This window comes from Marinobacter sp. C7, assembly GCF_022343555.1.
Classification (GTDB): Bacteria; Pseudomonadota; Gammaproteobacteria; order Pseudomonadales; family Oleiphilaceae; genus Marinobacter.
Genome location: NZ_JAKQZH010000001.1, coordinates 1,002,726 through 1,018,582, shown reverse-complemented (window position 1 = coordinate 1,018,582; position 15,857 = coordinate 1,002,726). Strand labels below are relative to the sequence as shown.

General features: G+C 60.8%; 15 protein-coding genes. 7 read left to right on the top strand and 8 right to left on the bottom strand.

Features of this window, described 5'->3' with window-relative positions:
* Positions 1–3 precede the first annotated feature (3 nt).
* Positions 4–636, top strand: coding sequence for an endonuclease (locus MD273_RS04740; RefSeq protein WP_239036620.1), 633 nt, complete (start codon positions 4–6; stop codon positions 634–636).
* A gap of 90 nt (positions 637–726) precedes the next feature.
* Here MD273_RS04740 and MD273_RS04735 read toward each other — a convergent pair whose 3' ends face one another.
* The 6 genes from MD273_RS04735 to bioB all read right to left on the bottom strand — a co-directional run bounded on the left by MD273_RS04735 (position 727) and on the right by bioB (position 8,877).
* On the bottom strand, positions 727–2,517 hold the full coding sequence (locus MD273_RS04735) for an acyl-CoA dehydrogenase C-terminal domain-containing protein (protein WP_239036619.1): 1,791 nt from the start codon (positions 2,515–2,517) through the stop codon (positions 727–729).
* Positions 2,518–2,724: 207 nt separating this feature from the next.
* Positions 2,725–4,524 (bottom strand): acyl-CoA dehydrogenase C-terminal domain-containing protein, encoded by a 1,800-nt coding sequence (locus MD273_RS04730; RefSeq protein ID WP_239036618.1) that lies wholly within the window; start codon positions 4,522–4,524, stop codon positions 2,725–2,727.
* 256 nt (positions 4,525–4,780) lie between these two features.
* Positions 4,781–5,473: a dethiobiotin synthase gene (gene bioD / locus MD273_RS04725; protein ID WP_239036617.1), complete on the bottom strand. Its 693-nt coding sequence runs from the start codon at positions 5,471–5,473 to the stop codon at positions 4,781–4,783.
* Positions 5,474–5,652: 179 nt separating this feature from the next.
* Complete coding sequence (gene bioC / locus MD273_RS04720) at positions 5,653–6,474, bottom strand: malonyl-ACP O-methyltransferase BioC (RefSeq protein ID WP_239036616.1); 822 nt, start codon at positions 6,472–6,474, stop codon at positions 5,653–5,655.
* Positions 6,465–7,643 carry an 8-amino-7-oxononanoate synthase gene (gene bioF / locus MD273_RS04715; protein ID WP_239036615.1) on the bottom strand — a complete coding sequence of 393 codons (1,179 nt, stop codon included), beginning with the start codon at positions 7,641–7,643 and terminating at the stop codon, positions 6,465–6,467. Before bioF ends, bioC begins: the two co-directional genes overlap by 10 nt.
* Positions 7,644–7,818: 175 nt before the next feature.
* Positions 7,819–8,877 carry a biotin synthase BioB gene (gene bioB, locus MD273_RS04710; protein WP_239036614.1) on the bottom strand — a complete coding sequence of 353 codons (1,059 nt, stop codon included), beginning with the start codon at positions 8,875–8,877 and terminating at the stop codon, positions 7,819–7,821.
* A 41-nt stretch (positions 8,878–8,918) separates the two neighbouring features.
* Between bioB and MD273_RS04705 the strand changes: the two genes are divergently transcribed.
* Positions 8,919–9,662 carry a ComFC family protein gene (locus MD273_RS04705; protein WP_239036613.1) on the top strand — a complete coding sequence of 248 codons (744 nt, stop codon included), beginning with the start codon at positions 8,919–8,921 and terminating at the stop codon, positions 9,660–9,662.
* Positions 9,663–9,682: 20 nt separating this feature from the next.
* On the opposite strand, the gene MD273_RS04700 is transcribed toward MD273_RS04705, so the two are convergent.
* On the bottom strand, positions 9,683–10,795 hold the full coding sequence (locus tag MD273_RS04700; RefSeq protein WP_239036612.1) for an NAD(P)/FAD-dependent oxidoreductase: 1,113 nt from the start codon (positions 10,793–10,795) through the stop codon (positions 9,683–9,685).
* A 92-nt stretch (positions 10,796–10,887) separates the two neighbouring features.
* On the opposite strand from MD273_RS04700, the gene MD273_RS04695 reads away from it, so the two are divergent.
* The 5 genes from MD273_RS04695 to cmoB are packed head-to-tail and all read left to right on the top strand — an operon-like array spanning position 10,888 to position 14,495.
* The gene (locus tag MD273_RS04695; RefSeq protein ID WP_239036611.1) at positions 10,888–11,310 is read left to right on the top strand and encodes a hypothetical protein; all 423 of its coding nucleotides are present in this window, start codon (positions 10,888–10,890) and stop codon (positions 11,308–11,310) included.
* A gap of 11 nt (positions 11,311–11,321) precedes the next feature.
* Entirely contained in the window at positions 11,322–12,338 is a 1,017-nt protein-coding gene (locus MD273_RS04690; protein WP_239036610.1) for a serine/threonine protein kinase, read from the top strand.
* Between the two features lie 31 nt (positions 12,339–12,369).
* Positions 12,370–12,729, top strand: coding sequence for a PA3694 family proteiin (locus MD273_RS04685; RefSeq protein ID WP_239036609.1), 360 nt, complete (start codon positions 12,370–12,372; stop codon positions 12,727–12,729).
* Entirely contained in the window at positions 12,722–13,486 is a 765-nt protein-coding gene (gene cmoA / locus MD273_RS04680; protein WP_239036608.1) for a carboxy-S-adenosyl-L-methionine synthase CmoA, read from the top strand. The genes MD273_RS04685 and cmoA overlap by 8 nt, the downstream gene beginning before the upstream one ends.
* Positions 13,487–13,502: 16 nt before the next feature.
* Positions 13,503–14,495, top strand: coding sequence for a tRNA 5-methoxyuridine(34)/uridine 5-oxyacetic acid(34) synthase CmoB (gene cmoB, locus MD273_RS04675; protein WP_239036607.1), 993 nt, complete (start codon positions 13,503–13,505; stop codon positions 14,493–14,495).
* 56 nt (positions 14,496–14,551) lie between these two features.
* Here the strand turns inward: cmoB and MD273_RS04670 are convergent, their stop codons facing one another.
* Complete coding sequence (locus MD273_RS04670) at positions 14,552–15,847, bottom strand: adenylosuccinate synthase (RefSeq protein ID WP_239036606.1); 1,296 nt, start codon at positions 15,845–15,847, stop codon at positions 14,552–14,554.
* Between the last annotated feature and the right edge of the window lie 10 nt (positions 15,848–15,857).

The window sequence follows — 15,857 nt, the reverse complement described above, 5'->3', positions numbered from 1 at the left end:
GGTATGAAAAAGCTTCCGATCCTTTACACTACCTTCCTCCTGCTCATTACCACCGTCGTCATTGGCCAGAACACCCGATTCAGTGATCCTGACACCGTGATCAAAAACGAATTCTGGGGCAACCTCTATGCCGAGGGCGGGCAATCGTTTTTCTGCAATACGCCCTTCACCAGCAAGGGATTCCTGCTGACCGATGGTTACATCTACCCGCTGGCCGACATACGCAGCGCCCTGGCCTGCGGGACATCACGGCAGTGCGAGCAGGACAATCGTTACCGCCAGATCGCCTCGGACCTGCATAACATGGTTCCGGTTCGCAGTCGGATCGAGATGCAGCGGCGAAATGCCCGCTATGATGATATCGGCAAGGTAGCCAAGCCGGACGATTGTGGAATCCGCGCCAGCGCCCAGTTCTTCGAGCCACCGGAGCGCGTCAAGGGGGATGTGGCCCGGACCATGGCCTACATGGTCACCACCTATGACCTGCCCTGGTTGGGAGCAACCTCTGTATTCAAAGGCTGGAACCGACTGGACCCCCCGGATGACAACGAATTGACCCGCCATCGCCGGATTGCGGAAATCCAGGGTAATCAGAATCCATTCGTGAACAATCCCGACCAACTGGATCAACTCTGAACAACCCGCCCCCGGCCATCATGGGAAGTCCCAAAAAGAAAAGGCAGGTCCGAGGACCTGCCTTTTGCGTTCCGAACCGTCAAACGGAGATCAGAACTCTTCTGCCGTGAGCGCCATCATGGCGTCGCTGCCACTGCGGATCCCTTCCGCGAGGGAGACCGTCTTCGGCAGCAGGCGATCATAGTAGAAGCGGGCAGTCTTGACCTTACCGGTGTAGAAGCCGGAGGTATCACCGTCTGCCTGGGGCGCCGCCGCCTTGACGATCTTGGCCCACATGTACGCCAGCGCGGTCAGGCCGAACAGGTCCAGGTAATCAACGGAAGCCGCACCAACGGCATCCGGCGTATTGCTGGCCTGCCCCAGAACATGCTCGGTGACATCATCGAGGCGCTCCACAGCAGCCGCCAGCGGCTCCAGGAATGGATGCAGATGCTCGTTATCTGCGTTTTCCTCGAGGAAGTTGGCAACGTCCTGTGCGAACAGTTCATACAGCTTGCCCTGGCTACCGACAACCTTGCGCCCCATCAGATCCAGCGCCTGGATACCATTGGTGCCTTCGTAGATCTGGGTAATCCGGCAGTCCCGAACCAGCTGTTCCTGCCCCCACTCACGAATGAAGCCGTGGCCACCGAATACCTGCTGGCCGAGAATACAGGCCTCCAGGCCACGGTCAGTCAGGAACGCCTTGGCCACCGGCGTCAGCAGCGCGACCATACCTTCCGCATGTTTACGACGCTCTTCGTCATCGGCGTACTTGGAGATATCCAGCCATTGCGCGACGTAGGTGGAGAAGGCACGACCGCCCTCCACATAGCCCTTCATGGTCAGCAGCATACGGCGCACGTCCGGATGCACGATGATCGGGTCCGCTGCCTTTTCAGGCTGCTGGGCACCGGTCGGGGCCCGGCTCTGGATTCGGTCCAGGGCATATTCGCGAGCACTCTGCAGGGATGCCTCGGCAGCACCGATGCCCTGGATGCCCACACCCAGACGCTCGTAGTTCATCATGGTAAACATGGCGGCGAGCCCCTTGTTCTCCTCGCCAACCAGCCAACCCTTGGCACCATCGAAGTTCATGACGCAGGTGGCGGAGCCCTTGATGCCCATTTTCTTCTCGATTGAGCCACAGCTGAAGCTGTTACGCTCACCCAGGGAGCCGTCTTCGTTCACCATAAACTTGGGCACGAGGAAAAGGGAAATGCCTTTCGGTCCTTTCGGAGCATCCGGAAGCTTGGCCAGCACCAGGTGGATGATGTTCTCCGCCATGTCATGCTCGCCCCAGGTAATGAAGATCTTGGTCCCTGTGACACTGAAGGAACCGTCGTCATTGGGCTCGGCCTTGGTGCGGATGATCCCCAGATCGGTACCGGCATGCGGTTCGGTCAGGTCCATGGCACCGGACCAGACGCCGGAATACATGTTCGGCAGGTATTTTTCCTTCAGCTCCTGGCTGCCATGGGCATCCAGCGCCAGGCAGGCGCCCGCTGTCAGCATCGGGGCGAGACCAAAGGCCATGTTCGCACCCTGCATCATCTCCTCGAACTGGGCCACCAGGGTCTTGGGCATGCCCATGCCGCCAAACTCCGGGTTGCCACCCAGACCATTCCAGCCACCTTCCACGATGGTCTGGTAAGCTTCCTTGAAACCGTCCGGTGCGGTCACTTCACCGTCATTCCACTTGCTGCCCTGCTCGTCCGCCTCGCGGTTCAGAGGCGCAAGAACCCCACCGGCGATTTTGCCAGCCTCTTCCAGGATGGCATCCGCCGTTTCCGGATCCACATTCTCGGCCACTTTGGGCAGGGACGCCCAAAGCGCAGGCGCATCAAATACTTCATTCAGCAAGAAGCGAATGTCACGTAACGGTGCCTGATATTCAGCCATTTGAAACTCTCCACAAAATTCCAGTCAGTCTTTGCAGGGCGCAGTGGGTCTTGCTCTGGACCTCGACACCTGCTCGGCTATGTGTCCGCTGAAAGTTATGTTGTTATGGGCCGGTAGTTTACCCGAAACCCCGTCAGAACACATGAAAAAAGCCCGCCTCCAGAGAGCACGGGCTTTATGATTCAGAACGCTACCGGAGCCCGCGCCTCAGATGGCGAAAGCTTCTTCCGGCATGTCCAGCAGGGTGTCCGCACCGGCCAGCATGGTTTCGGCGTGGGCCCTGGACCGCGGCAGCATGCGCTTGAAGTAGAAGCGTGCTGTCTGGACCTTGGCGTTGTAGAACATTTCCTCGCTGGTACCCTCGACCATCTTGTCGTGAGCCACCTTGGCCATGCGTGCCCACAGGTAGGCGAACACGGCGTAACCGGAGTACATCAGATAATCAACGGAGGCCGCGCCCACTTCCTCGCGGTTCTTCATGGCCGCCATGCCCACCTTGGTGGTCAGTTCGCCCCACTCCTTGTTGATCGCAGCGAGCGGCTCGATGAACTCTTTCAGCTGCTCGTTATCCGCATTTTCCTTGCAGAACACGTGAACCAGCTTGGTGAAGCCTTTCAGGGACTCGCCCTGGGTCATCAGGACCTTACGGCCGAGCAGGTCCAGCGCCTGGATGCCGGTGGTGCCCTCGTAGATCATGCCGATCCGGGCGTCACGAACGTTCTGCTCCATGCCCCACTCGGAGATGAAACCGTGACCACCGAATACCTGCATGCCCAGGTTGGCAGATTCGTAACCGATCTCGGTCAGGAAGGCCTTGGCGATCGGAGTCAGGAAACCGAGCAGCGCGTCAGCCTGCTGGCGCTCTTCCTCGGTCTTGCCGCTGTGAACCACATCCACCTGCTGGCCGGCAAGGTAGATCAGGGCGCGGGCACCTTCGGCCACGGCCTTCTGGGTCAGCAGCATGCGACGCACGTCCGGGTGAACGATGATCGGGTCGGCGATGCCTTCCGGATTCTTCGGTCCGCTCAGGGAACGCATGGCCAGGCGGTCCTTGGCGTACGCCAGGGAGCCCTGGAAGCCCAGCTCGGCCGCACCCAGACCCTGGATGGCGGTGCCGATACGCGCGGTGTTCATGAAGGTGAACATGCAGTTCAGGCCCTTGTTCTCCGGCCCGATCAGCCAGCCCTTGGCACCGTCGAAGTTCATGACGCAGGTGGCGTTGCCGTGGATACCCATCTTGTGCTCCAGGGAGCCACAGGAAACCGCGTTGCGCTCGCCGGCGGATCCGTCTTCGTTCGGCAGCTGCTTGGGCACGATGAAGAGGGAGATACCCTTGGTACCTTCCGGCGCGCCCGGCAGGCGGGCCAGAACGATGTGGACGATGTTCTCGGCCATGTCGTGCTCACCGGCGGAGATGAAGATCTTGGTGCCGGTAATGCTGTAGGTGCCATCGGCGTTCGGCTCGGCCTTGGTCCGCAGGGTTCCCAGGTCGGAACCACAGTGCGGCTCGGTCAGACACATGGTGCCGGTCCACTCGCCACTGATCAGCTTGGTGAGATAGGTCTGCTTCTGCTCTTCGGTGCCGTGCTCTTCGATGGTGTTGGTGGCACCGTGGCTCAGGCCCGGGTACATGCCCCAGGACCAGTTGGAGGTACCCACCATTTCACTCATTACCAGGCCCAGAGAGTGCGGCAGGCCCTGGCCACCGTAATTGGGATCGGCGGTCATGGAAGGCCAGCCACCCTCGACGTACTGCTCGTAGGCTTCCTTGAAACCGGTCGGTGTCTTCACACCGTCCTCGCTCCAGGTACAGCCTTCCCGGTCACCGACCTGGTTCAGCGGAGACAGTACCTGCTCACAGAACTTTGCACCTTCCTGGATGATGGCGTCCACCATATCGGGAGTGGCGTCTTCGGCACCTTCCAGACTGGCGTAATGCTGCTCGCTGTTCAGCAGCTCGTTCATTACAAATTTGATGTCACGCAGGGGCGCTTTGTATTCAGGCATGGAATCCACCTCGGTTCTCGGTCTCAGCTGAAACAGGGTTTACAGCCTTTGGCCTTGGTTTGCTCAGACACCACAACGCAACGCGCTGCGGCCTTAATTAAACACTTGTTTGAAACATACGTTTACTGGCACAGAATTGTCAATAGCCGGATTGAAAATTTGTAGCGGGCTGACCGGGTAAAAAACATAAAAAAACACCCTGCCCGTGGGACGGGCAGGGTGTACAGGAGGCTAATGCTTCTTGGCCTCGAGGGACTCAGTCAACGAAAAGCGGGTCCAGGCTGATATAGCGGGCAAGATCGGCGGGCTTTGCCTGTTCGAGCCATGGCAACACGCCGAGGCAAGGGGCGCCAAGATGGTTCATCAGGTAATTGAGGGTTTCCTGTTCGCAGTCCATGGGCTCACTCTCGACCCGGTTTGCGACCCAACCCGCCACCGGCAAACCATCGGCACGGATGGCTTCGGCACTCAGAAGGGCATGATTGATGCAGCCAAGCTTCAGGGCGACGACCAGTATGACCGGCATGCCAAGTTCACGAGGCATGGCAGCGTAGGTTTCCCGGTCGTTCAGGGGCACCCGCCAGCCGCCGGCGCCTTCGACGAGCAGCAGGTCCGCGGGCTGGATCTGGAGACCTCGGCAAAAGCCGATCAGGCGCTGGGCCGTGACGGTCTTGCCGGCTTGCTGGGCGGCGACATGGGGGGCAATGGCTGGTTCCAGCGCTATGGGATTGATCTGATCGTAGGAGAGCTTTTCGGTGATGGCCTGCTGGAGTATCAGGGCGTCCTCGTTCCGAAGGCCTTCCGTGGTCTGGTCGCAGCCGGAGGCGATCGGTTTCATTGCCAGGGTGCGTTTGCCCTGGGCTTTGGCCGCCTCGAGGATGGCGGCGGAGACCATGGTTTTACCGACGCCCGTGTCAGTGCCTGTTACGAAATAGGTTTTCTTGGCCATATTTTGAATTAACCTGCATGTTGGGTGCAGGTCTGCCACGGGGCAATCACTCCGGGACACGCTACGAGCACATCCCTGTGCGCTTGTTTCGGGCCATCCCTGGCCCTCAACAGTCCCGGAGTGATTGCCCCGCGTCAGACCCAGACTTCAGTCATTAAATCAGCCCTGCTTTCTTCGAATCACGGAGCTCGCCAATAAACAAATGCGGACTCATAGGTCGCGAGAATGCAACCGTCTTTTTCCGATGGGTAAGCCCGGGACATTAATTTGAAACGCCCTGGCGCAGTAACTGACCTCCTACGCCCTTCGCCTTTGAAACCAGCGCCTAACAGTTTCAACTCTCGATTCAGACCCATCGGAGAATCATAAGGCAAGCGTTTGGTCTCGGTAACCAGCTCCGAACCGGGTAAGACATCACTCGTGATATCACGCCAGATTTCAGGTTGCTCAAAGCGGTTCACATGGGGCTGACCGGGGTCCGCCACCTCCCAGGCTTGTTTCAGCTCCGAGAGTGTTCCATCAAGCAAGGTAGAGATGGCCAGGCGCCCGTTTGGTGTGACCAGCCGGCGACACTGGCTCAGAACCGACTGGGGATCGTGGCACCACTGGATCATCAGGTTGCTGAACACGAGATCAAAACTGCCAGCGGCGAACGGAAGGCTTTCGGCATCGGCCGTGAGCCACTGGATGCGGTCCGGGCTGGCGGTGCGAGCCTTTTCGATCATACCCGGGGAAAGGTCAACACCGACGACTCTGGCCTCAGGGAAAAGTGCCTGCAGTTTCCGGGTGAACCAGCCCGTGCCGCAGCCCAGGTCAAGAATGGTACGGGGGGCGAGGTTTTCCTCAGCCAGTCGCGCCAGCATGGCATCCCCCATCCGGCGTTGCAGACGCGAGGCCTGCTCATAGGTTTTCGATGCCCTGCCAAATTCCCGGGCGATATCACGCTTCGCGGCCAACTCAGCTCGGCCCAGCGATTCCGGCGGCGTGCGGATTACGCCCATGCGGTCTCCGGTGCTTCCATCAGTGGCCGGCATTCCTTCAGCGCCGCCAGCAGCCGCTCAACATCCGCCATCCGATGCGCGGCACTCAACGTCACACGCAGTCTCGCCTCCCCTGCGGGAACCGTCGGCGGGCGGATCGCCGTTACCAGCAGCCCCCGCTCTTCCAGAGCCTTGCTCAACGACAGGGCGGCTTCGTTGGTGCCAACCATGATTGGCTGGATCGGGGTATGGGACGCCATCAATTCATAACCCAGCTCCCTCGCCCCGGTTCGGAACCGGTCAATCAGGGCTTCCAGGTGCGAACGCAGGTAATCGCCCCGTTCGATAACATCGAGGCTGGTGCATGTGGCCATGGCCACAGCAGGCGGCATCGCGGTGGTGTAGATGTAGGTGCGGGCTTTCTGGACCAGATAGTCCATCAGCAGCTCCGAACCGGCCACAAAGGCACCGCTGGTGCCCACGGCTTTACCGAGGGTGCCAATTAGAACAGGCACGTCCTCTTCACTGAGCCCCGTATCCAGCACACTGCCCCGCCCTTCCGGTCCGAGAACGCCGATACCGTGGGCGTCGTCTACGACCAGCAATGCATCGTGCGCCCGGCACACGCGGGCCAGCTCGCGCAACGGCGCAACATCGCCGTCCATACTGAACACGCCATCCGTCACCACCAGCTTGTGACCACCGGTTTCCTTCAGCATCGCCTCAAGCGCGGCGACATCCCCATGCGGGTAACGCCGCACCCTGGCGCGACTGAGAATACAACCGTCAATAATCGAGGCGTGGTTCAGCCGGTCCGAGAAGATCGTATCGCCACGACCGGCCAGGGCGGAAATAACGCCCATGTTGGCCATGTAACCCGTGGAGAAAAACAGGGCGGAACTGCGGCGGGTGAAGCTTGCCAGACGTTCCTCTAGCTGATGGTGGGCGTCGTGGTGGCCGCAGATCAGGTGAGAGGCGGCGCCGCCCAGACCGGTTTCGGGGAGGGCGTTTTTCAGGGTTTCGATGTTGGCCGGATGATTGGCCAGCCCGAGGTAATCGTTGCTACAGAATGACAGCAAAGGCTTACCATCGGCCGTCAGCTCCGGCTTTTGCGGGCCCGAGACCAGTCTCCGAGTCCTGTAGAGACCCGCCCTTTTTCGATCCTCTATTTCCTGAACAAAATCACGCATCACTTACGCCCGTGTTGAATCGGAAGGCTACTCCTTGGCTCGGGCTAGCGGCAGGGAGGCCCTTCCAGGAATGTGTGAAGCCATGGATGGCTTCACTCAAGCGCACATGGACGTGCTCGTAGCGGTTCCTGGAAGGGCCTCCCTGCCGATAGCATGCTCCGAAGTCGACCCGATATCAGGCAGACTCCCGAGTCGCGTCATAAAACATATGCCGGGTCGCCTCATACTCCACCGCCTCGGCAATCGCCTCTTCCTCTTGCTCCTCGGTCGCACACTGCTCCCGCTGCTCAGGACGGATACCCAGCTTCCGGAACAGCTGCATATCCGCATCCGCCTCCGGATTCGAGGTCGTCAACAGCTTCTCGCCGTAGAAGATCGAATTCGCCCCCGCCATGAAACACAGCGCCTGCATCTGCTCGTTCATCTGCTCACGGCCCGCGGACAACCGCACGTGGGACGCCGGCATCATGATCCTCGCCACCGCGATGATCCGGATGAACTCGAACGGATCCAGATCCTCAACATCTTCCAGCGGCGTACCCTTCACCTTCACCAGCATATTTACCGGCACACTCTCCGGATGCTGGGGCAGGTTGGCGAGCTGGACCAGCAGACCAACCCGGTCGTCTTCGTCTTCACCCATGCCCATAATGCCGCCACAGCATACTTTCATGCCGGCCTTGCGCACGTTGTCCAGCGTATCCAGGCGGTCCTGGTAAGTGCGGGTGGTGATGATGTGGTTGTAGAACTTCTCGGAGGTATCGAGGTTGTGGTTGTAGTAATCCAGCCCGGCATCGGCCAGTTCCTTTGCCTGATCTTCCTGAAGCATGCCCAGGGTCATACAGGTTTCCAGGCCCAAAGACTTCACCTGCCGGATCATGTCGAGTACGTACGGCATGTCCTTCCTGGTCGGGCTGCGCCAGGCGGCACCCATGCAAAAACGGGACGCACCCTTCTCCCGGGCAGCCTTCGCCTCGGCTACCACCTTCTCGATTTCCAGCAGCTTCTCTTTCTCCAGCCCGGTGTTGTAATGACCGCTCTGGGGACAGTACTTGCAGTCCTCCGGGCAGGCGCCGGTCTTGATGGACAGCAGGGTACTGACCTGAACTTCATTGGGATCGAAGTGCTGCCGGTGAACGCTCTGGGCGCGGAACAGCAAGTCATTGAAAGGCAGTTCGAAAAGTGCGCGGGCTTCCTGGAGCGTCCAATCGTGACGCAGTTCATTCGCGGTCATGTTTAAGTCCTGTTAACCTTTCCCGGTGTCTGGGTTTACGGATGAAACAGATGATAATGGGACTGAACCTGCTGTCAACCTTAAAGGGACTAAAGGTTAACAGAGAGGCCCGGGCAGGACACTGCGTCGCCTGCCTCTCCGCCAACGCCTTCCACGGCCTGTGCGCCCCCTGCCGGGCTGACCTGCCGGTTAACCGGTGGAGCTGCTATACCTGCGGTTTACCTCTGCCCTGGGCCGCAGACAAGCTGCGGTGCGGTGAATGCACCAGCGAGCCACCGCCGTTCGAGCGGGCCAGAATTCCCTGGCGCTACCAGTTTCCCGTGGACGGAATGATCGGTCGCTACAAGTACCATGGCCAAAGGAAGTTCGTCCGCCCGCTGGTGGCAGACTTCGGCCAGTTCCTTGCCCGGCAGCTGGCGGTGGAACCGGCCCTCGCCCCACTGACTCTTGTGCCAGCCCCCATGCACCCGAGACGCCGCCGAGAACGGGGATTCAACCAGGCTACGGACATTGCCGAACAGCTGGGGCGGCAACTCGACATTCCCGTGGATTCAGGGTTGGTCCGGCGAGTCAGGCAGGTCCGTTCCCAGCGCGAGCTGAACCGGGCACAACGCCTCACCAACCTGAAAGACGTGTTCGAGATTCGGGGCACCCCGCCTCCGCGGGTCGCGATCGTGGATGACGTTGTCACCACCGGGGCCACGGCCCGGGCCCTGGCCATGAGCCTGAAAGCAGCCGGCACGCGGAAGGTGGAAATCTGGGCACTGGCCAGAACGCCCGGCTGAGTTTCGACCGGGACCGGTCGTCAGGCCAGCCTGGCCCGGACCAGCTCTGCGATGGCAAGGCTGGAGGTCAGGCCGGGAGATTCGATCCCGAAAAGGTTGACCAGGCCCGGAATGCCATGCTCACCGGGCCCGTCGATGCGAAAGTCGAAGAAGCCCCCGTCAGGACCCCGGAGTTTGGGGCGGATCCCGGCGTAGGCAGGCTGGAGTCGTGAAGCATCCAGTCCGGGCCACCATTGCCGGATACCCTCGGAAAAGCGGTGGACCCGTTGCGGATCCACCGTGTAGTCCTCGCTATCCACCCACTCGACATCCGGGCCGAAACGGGCCTGTCCCGCCAGATCCAGAGTGAGATGCACACCCAGGCCGCCCGCTTCGGGCACCGGGTAAATCAGGCTGTCGAACGGGTGGTGACCGCTGTAGGAAAAGTATACGCCCCGGGCCAACCATTGCGCCGGTCGCTGGCTGTCAGGAAGTCCCTGCCATTTTGCAGCGAGGGCCGGCGCCCCCAACCCCGCCGCGTTGACAACCTCAGTGGCAACCAGCGTACAGGGGGAGTCGCCCCCGAGCGTCAGTCGGTGGCGCCCGGATTCAGAAACGGCAGAAAGCACCGGCGCGCGCAGTGCCAGCTGCCCGCCGTGATCTTCCAGCTCGCCGAGCAGCGACAACATCAGGCCATGGGAATCGATAATACCGGTTTCAGGAGACCACAACGCCGCCTTTACACGAATATCCGGTACCCGTGCGCGAACATCGGCGCCGTCTACCAGTTCAAGCGACACCCCATTGCTCTCTGCCCCGGCCTGGATACGGGCGAGCCTGGTCTGCTGGGCGACACTGGTTGCTACAATCCATTTACCGCATTTCCGGTGCCCCACCTTGCGGCTGATGCAGTAGTCATAGAGCTTTTTCCGCCCGGCCACACAAAGCTGCGCCTTGAGGCTGCCCTCGGGATAGTAGATGCCGGCGTGGATGACCTCACTGTTGCGGGAAGAAATACCCTCGCCAAACCGGCTACCGGATTCCAGAACAATCACATCCCGGCCCGCCATCGCCAGCTCCCGGGCGATGGCCAGTCCGACCGCACCGGCACCGATCACCACCGTTTGCACTTCCAGGGTATCCGCTTCTGTCACCTGTGATGTCTCCCCGATTCCCCGGCAACCATTACCTGAACCACCATAAACGTTATACTTGCAGCCAGGAAGAATTCAATGGAGCCCCATGGATGTCGGACCGCAAACAGTTTATTGCCGTTATGGTTGTCGCAGCACTGTTCGTGGGCTGGCTGGGATGGCGCAGTTTCGAGGTCATCAGCCTCAATGAGCGGCTCAAATCCGATGAACTGGTCTCCAACTACCCCTATCAGCACCGGGTGCTCAGGGTTGAAGGGGATACGGCCATCATGGGCTCCCTGCGGTCCCGCACGATGTCGACGGAAGATGCCCTGAAAGCGATCTTTCCGAGGATGAGGAATCTCCCCGAGAATCACCGGGACTGGCAACGTGCGGAAAGGCAACTGGCACAGGTGCAGGCAAGGGCCGGTGAAATCGTGCTCGCCGAACCGGGCATTGACTATATTCGGTGGGAACTGGACGAGAACTGGTACCATTTGCTCCGTATGAAATCGCAAACCAACGAAGGCTTTTAACCACACTACCTATGCCCAATGACCCTCAACTGGCAACGTCTGGACACCCCTACGATGCCCTTACCCCGGATTCCATCCTGGACGCCCTGGAAGAAGCGGGCTTTCCGGTCAGCGGCCGCCTTTTTGCGTTGAACAGCTACGAGAACCGGGTATACCAGGTCGGCCTCGAGGACCAGGCGCCGGTCATTGCCAAGTTCTATCGCCCGGGCCGTTGGAGCGAAGCCGCCATCCGCGAGGAACACACCTTTACCCTGGAGCTGCTGGACGCCGGCATCCCTGTGGTGGCGCCGATGGTCATGTCCGGTGGCGACACCCTGGGCGAGCACGGAGGCTTCCGGTTCGCAGTCTTTCCCCAGCGCGGAGGCCACGCGCCCGACACCAGCGTCACCGACACCCTGTTCCGTCTGGGCCAGTGGCTCGGTCAGCTCCATAACATCGGGGCTCGCGAACCCTTTCACCAGCGTCCCGCCTTTGCCCTGATGGAGGGCATCGAGACCAACAACCGGTTGCTCGTTGAAGGTGGCTGGATTCCGGAAGACCTGCGACCAGCCTGGGACAGCCTGATTCCGCAATTACTGGAGCTGTGCGGTGCGCGGATCGACGAGGCCGGACCGGTGAACACCCTTCGACTGCACGGCGACTGCCACGCTGGTAACATTCTGTGCCGGGATGAACAGATGCTTTTTGTCGACCTGGACGACTGCCGTTCCGGGCCGGCGATACAGGATATGTGGCTGCTGCTTAACGGCGAGGATCATGAGCGCGGGGCCCAGCTTGGCGAACTACTGGAAGGCTACGAAATGTTCCGGGACTTCAACCGCCGGGAACGCCACCTGATCGAGCCCCTGCGCTGCTACCGGCAGATCGCCCACTGTGCCTGGCTGGCAAAACGATGGGATGACCCCGCCTTCCCCCGCTTCTTCCCCTGGTTTGCCCAGCCCCGTTTCTGGTCCGACCAGGTTCTGGCCCTGCGGGAGCAGATGGCGGCCCTGCAGGCCCCGGCGATCAGCGTTCCCGGCCAGTACTGACCGAATCCATTCACTTCACAACGAGGTAGGCATGAGCCAGAGTGAGGCCCGTTATACCGTTCGCAGTCTGATTGTCACCGCCGTGGTCTCCATCGTGGGTACCATCCTGGCACTGGAGGCGTCAGGCCGGATCGACCATTCGGACAACAAGGACCACGTGCCGGTCGGCGAATTCGAGGCCATCCACGTAACACCGGATGAGCCGTTCCGGATGTCGCCCAAAGCGTCGGAGCTGCATGCCGCCTGCGAGAATGGCTACCTGGCAATTGCCGCTGATGTGGATCCCTCCTTCCGGGGCATCCTGGTGGATTACAAGAATCGAGGCGTGCGCTGCCGCCGCCCATCCCCGACCGCGCCTGCCGTGCCGGAACAGGGAGCGGCGGATGAGTAAGGACCAGGCTCCACCTCAGCCACCGGAACAGGCCACCGACCGCCTGTTTGCCACCGAGCGCAAACCGGAGGACTTCCGTTTCGATGCGTCGGTGGCGCGGGTCTTCCCGGACATGATCCGCCGCTCGGTCCCCGGCTACACCACCATCATCCCGATGATCGAGGTAATCACCGAGCAGTACGCCCAGCCCGGCTCCAACTGTTATGACCTTGGCTGTTCGCTGGGCGCCTCCACCCTGGCCATGCGCCACGGTGTTGGTGACAAGGATTGCCAGCTGTTCGGAGTGGACAACTCGGCGGCGATGATCGAACGCTGCGAGCATTACATCGCCCTGGACGACTCTCCGCTCCCGGTCACCCTGCGCTGTGAAGACATCCTGGACACCGAACTGAGCAATGCCTCGGTGACCACACTGAACTTTACGCTGCAATTCGTGCCACCGGAAAAACGAGAGGAACTCCTGGGACGAATCGCGGCCGCGACCCGTCCGGGCGGGGTGCTGATACTGTCCGAGAAAATCCGGTTCGAATCGCAACAGGAGCAGGAAATCCAGACCCGCCTGCACCACGAATTCAAACGCGCCAATGGCTACTCCGATCTGGAAATCAGCCAGAAGCGCACAGCTATCGAGCAAGTCCTGATTCCCGAGACCCTGGCCGAGCACCGTGAACGGTTGCTGGCCGCCGGCTTCGACCGGGTACTGCTCTGGTACCAGTGCTTCAACTTCGTCTCCATGCTGGCCATCAAGGCCAATTGATCACCACAACGTACCCATGAAAACTTTCGACTGGCAACGCTATTTCAACCCCGTTCTCTCCGAACTCGATACCCAGGGCCTGCAAGACTGGGCCGAGGCCCTGCGGGAGCAGTTTCAACACAAGTTCGAGGAAGCCCCTCACGGTGACCTGGAGCGCTGGTCAGGGGCCCTGGAGACCCTGCCCGCGGTGCCGGAAGCAAGCGCACAACTGGACCTTCCGACCGTCACCCTGGAAGCCGGGCGAATGCTGACCGAGGCAGAACAGGGTCAGCTGGAGGCAGGCCTGAGGGGGCTGATGCCCTGGCGAAAAGGCCCCTTCCGCTTCTTCGACACGTTTATTGATACCGAATGGCGCTCCGACTGGAAATGGGACCGGGTTGCCCCCCATCTCTCCGACCTGAGAGGCCGACAGATCCTTGATGTGGGCTGTGGCTCGGGCTACCACTGCTGGCGCATGTTCGGGGCCGGAGCCGGACGGGTGATCGGGATCGATCCCGGACTGTTGTTCCTGTTCCAGTTCCTGGCCGTCAAACAATATCTGGGCGACGTCCCGGTCGACCTTCTGCCGGTGCGGATGGAAGACCTGCCAGAAGGACTGGAGACCTTCGACACCACGTTTTCCATGGGCGTGCTCTACCACCGGCGCTCGCCGCTGGACCACCTGCTGGAGCTCAAAGGCACCCTGCGCCGGGGCGGCGAACTGGTACTGGAGACCCTGGTGGTGGACGGCCCGGAGGGCTACAGCCTGATGCCCGAGGACCGGTACGGCCAGATGCGTAACGTCTGGTTCCTGCCCAGTTGCGATACCCTCTTGCGTTGGCTGCAACGCACCGGGTTTCGGGACGCCCGGGTAGTGGACGTGACCGAGACCACAACCGATGAGCAACGCTCCACCGACTGGATGCGCTTCAACTCACTGCAGGATTTCCTCGATCCCGAGGATCCGACCCGAACCGTGGAAGGCTACCCCGGCCCGAAACGCGCCACCGTGATTGCCACCAAGCCATAAAACAGAAAGCCCCGCGTCAATGCGGGGCTTTCTGTTTGCGTCAGGGCTGCTTTCGCTTACTCACCAAAGGGATGGCGCAGCGTAATGGTCTCGATCCGGTCCGGACCGGTGGAGATGATATCGATCGGCGCCTCGATCTGCTCCTCCAGGAAGCGGATGTACGCCTTGGCGTTCTCCGGCAGCTGGTCGACACTGGTCAGGCCCACGGTGCTCTCGCTCCAGCCCGGCAGCTCTTCATACAGCGGCTCGATGTCCTTGTAGCTGTCGCAGCCGATGGGCGGGCGGAAGATCTCGCCGTTCGGGGTTTTATAGCCCACGCACACCTTGACGGTTTCCAGGCCATCGAGCACGTCCAGCTTGGTCAGACAGATGCCGGACACACTGTTGATCTGGATGGCGTGGCGCAGGGCAACCGCATCAAACCAGCCACAACGACGGGAACGACCGGTGGTGGTGCCCACCTCATTACCCTTCACCGCCAGATGTTCGCCCATGTCGTCAAAGAGCTCGGTCGGGAACGGACCGGAACCCACTCGGGTGGTGTAGGCCTTGGTAATACCCAACACGTAATCCAGGAACAGCGGACCAAAGCCGGAGCCGGTGGCGGTACCGCCAGCGGTGGTGTTGGAGGAGGTGACGTACGGATAGGTACCCAGGTCGATGTCGAGCAGGGAGCCCTGGGCGCCTTCGAACAGGATATTCTCGCCACGCTTACGGTAGTCGTGCAGAAGATCGGTCACATCGGCGGCCATGGGCAGAATTTCCTCGCCCATCTGACGGAGCTCTTCCAGAGCGGCGTCAATGTCCTCGGCCTCTTCCTTGAAGTACTCGGTGAGCACGAAGTTGTGATAGCTCATGATCTCCCGCAGCTTTTCCTCGAAGTCTGCCGGATTGCACAGATCGCCCAGACGCACACCGCGGCGGGAGACTTTATCCTCGTAGGCCGGGCCGATACCGCGGCCGGTGGTGCCGATCTTGTCGTTGCCACGGGCGCGCTCGCGGGCCTGATCAATACGCACGTGGGTACGCAGGATGATCGGGCACGCAAGGCTGATCTTGAGGCGCTCACGAACGGCGACGCCGTTCGCTTCCAGCTCCCGGACTTCCTTGAGCAGGGCTTCCGGGGACAGGACCACACCGTTACCAATCAGACACTGCACATCCTGGCGGAGGATACCGGAGGGAATCAGGTGCAGAGCCGTCTTCTTACCATCGATCACCAGCGTGTGGCCGGCGTTATGGCCACCCTGGAAGCGAACCACGGCGGCGACCTTGTCGGTCAACAGGTCAACAATCTTACCTTTGCCTTCGTCACCCCACTGGGTGCCCAGCACAACTACGTTCTTACCCATGATTCTCTCT

Coding starts and splice junctions, on each gene's coding strand:
- MD273_RS04740 (WP_239036620.1), top strand. CDS start 4: ATGAAAAAGCTTCCGATCCTTTACACTACCTTCCTCCTGCTCATTACC.
- MD273_RS04735 (WP_239036619.1), bottom strand. CDS start 2,517: ATGGCTGAATATCAGGCACCGTTACGTGACATTCGCTTCTTGCTGAAT.
- MD273_RS04730 (WP_239036618.1), bottom strand. CDS start 4,524: ATGCCTGAATACAAAGCGCCCCTGCGTGACATCAAATTTGTAATGAAC.
- bioD (WP_239036617.1), bottom strand. CDS start 5,473: ATGGCCAAGAAAACCTATTTCGTAACAGGCACTGACACGGGCGTCGGT.
- bioC (WP_239036616.1), bottom strand. CDS start 6,474: ATGGGCGTAATCCGCACGCCGCCGGAATCGCTGGGCCGAGCTGAGTTG.
- bioF (WP_239036615.1), bottom strand. CDS start 7,643: ATGCGTGATTTTGTTCAGGAAATAGAGGATCGAAAAAGGGCGGGTCTC.
- bioB (WP_239036614.1), bottom strand. CDS start 8,877: ATGACCGCGAATGAACTGCGTCACGATTGGACGCTCCAGGAAGCCCGC.
- MD273_RS04705 (WP_239036613.1), top strand. CDS start 8,919: ATGAAACAGATGATAATGGGACTGAACCTGCTGTCAACCTTAAAGGGA.
- MD273_RS04695 (WP_239036611.1), top strand. CDS start 10,888: ATGTCGGACCGCAAACAGTTTATTGCCGTTATGGTTGTCGCAGCACTG.
- MD273_RS04690 (WP_239036610.1), top strand. CDS start 11,322: ATGCCCAATGACCCTCAACTGGCAACGTCTGGACACCCCTACGATGCC.
- MD273_RS04685 (WP_239036609.1), top strand. CDS start 12,370: ATGAGCCAGAGTGAGGCCCGTTATACCGTTCGCAGTCTGATTGTCACC.
- cmoA (WP_239036608.1), top strand. CDS start 12,722: ATGAGTAAGGACCAGGCTCCACCTCAGCCACCGGAACAGGCCACCGAC.
- cmoB (WP_239036607.1), top strand. CDS start 13,503: ATGAAAACTTTCGACTGGCAACGCTATTTCAACCCCGTTCTCTCCGAA.
- MD273_RS04670 (WP_239036606.1), bottom strand. CDS start 15,847: ATGGGTAAGAACGTAGTTGTGCTGGGCACCCAGTGGGGTGACGAAGGC.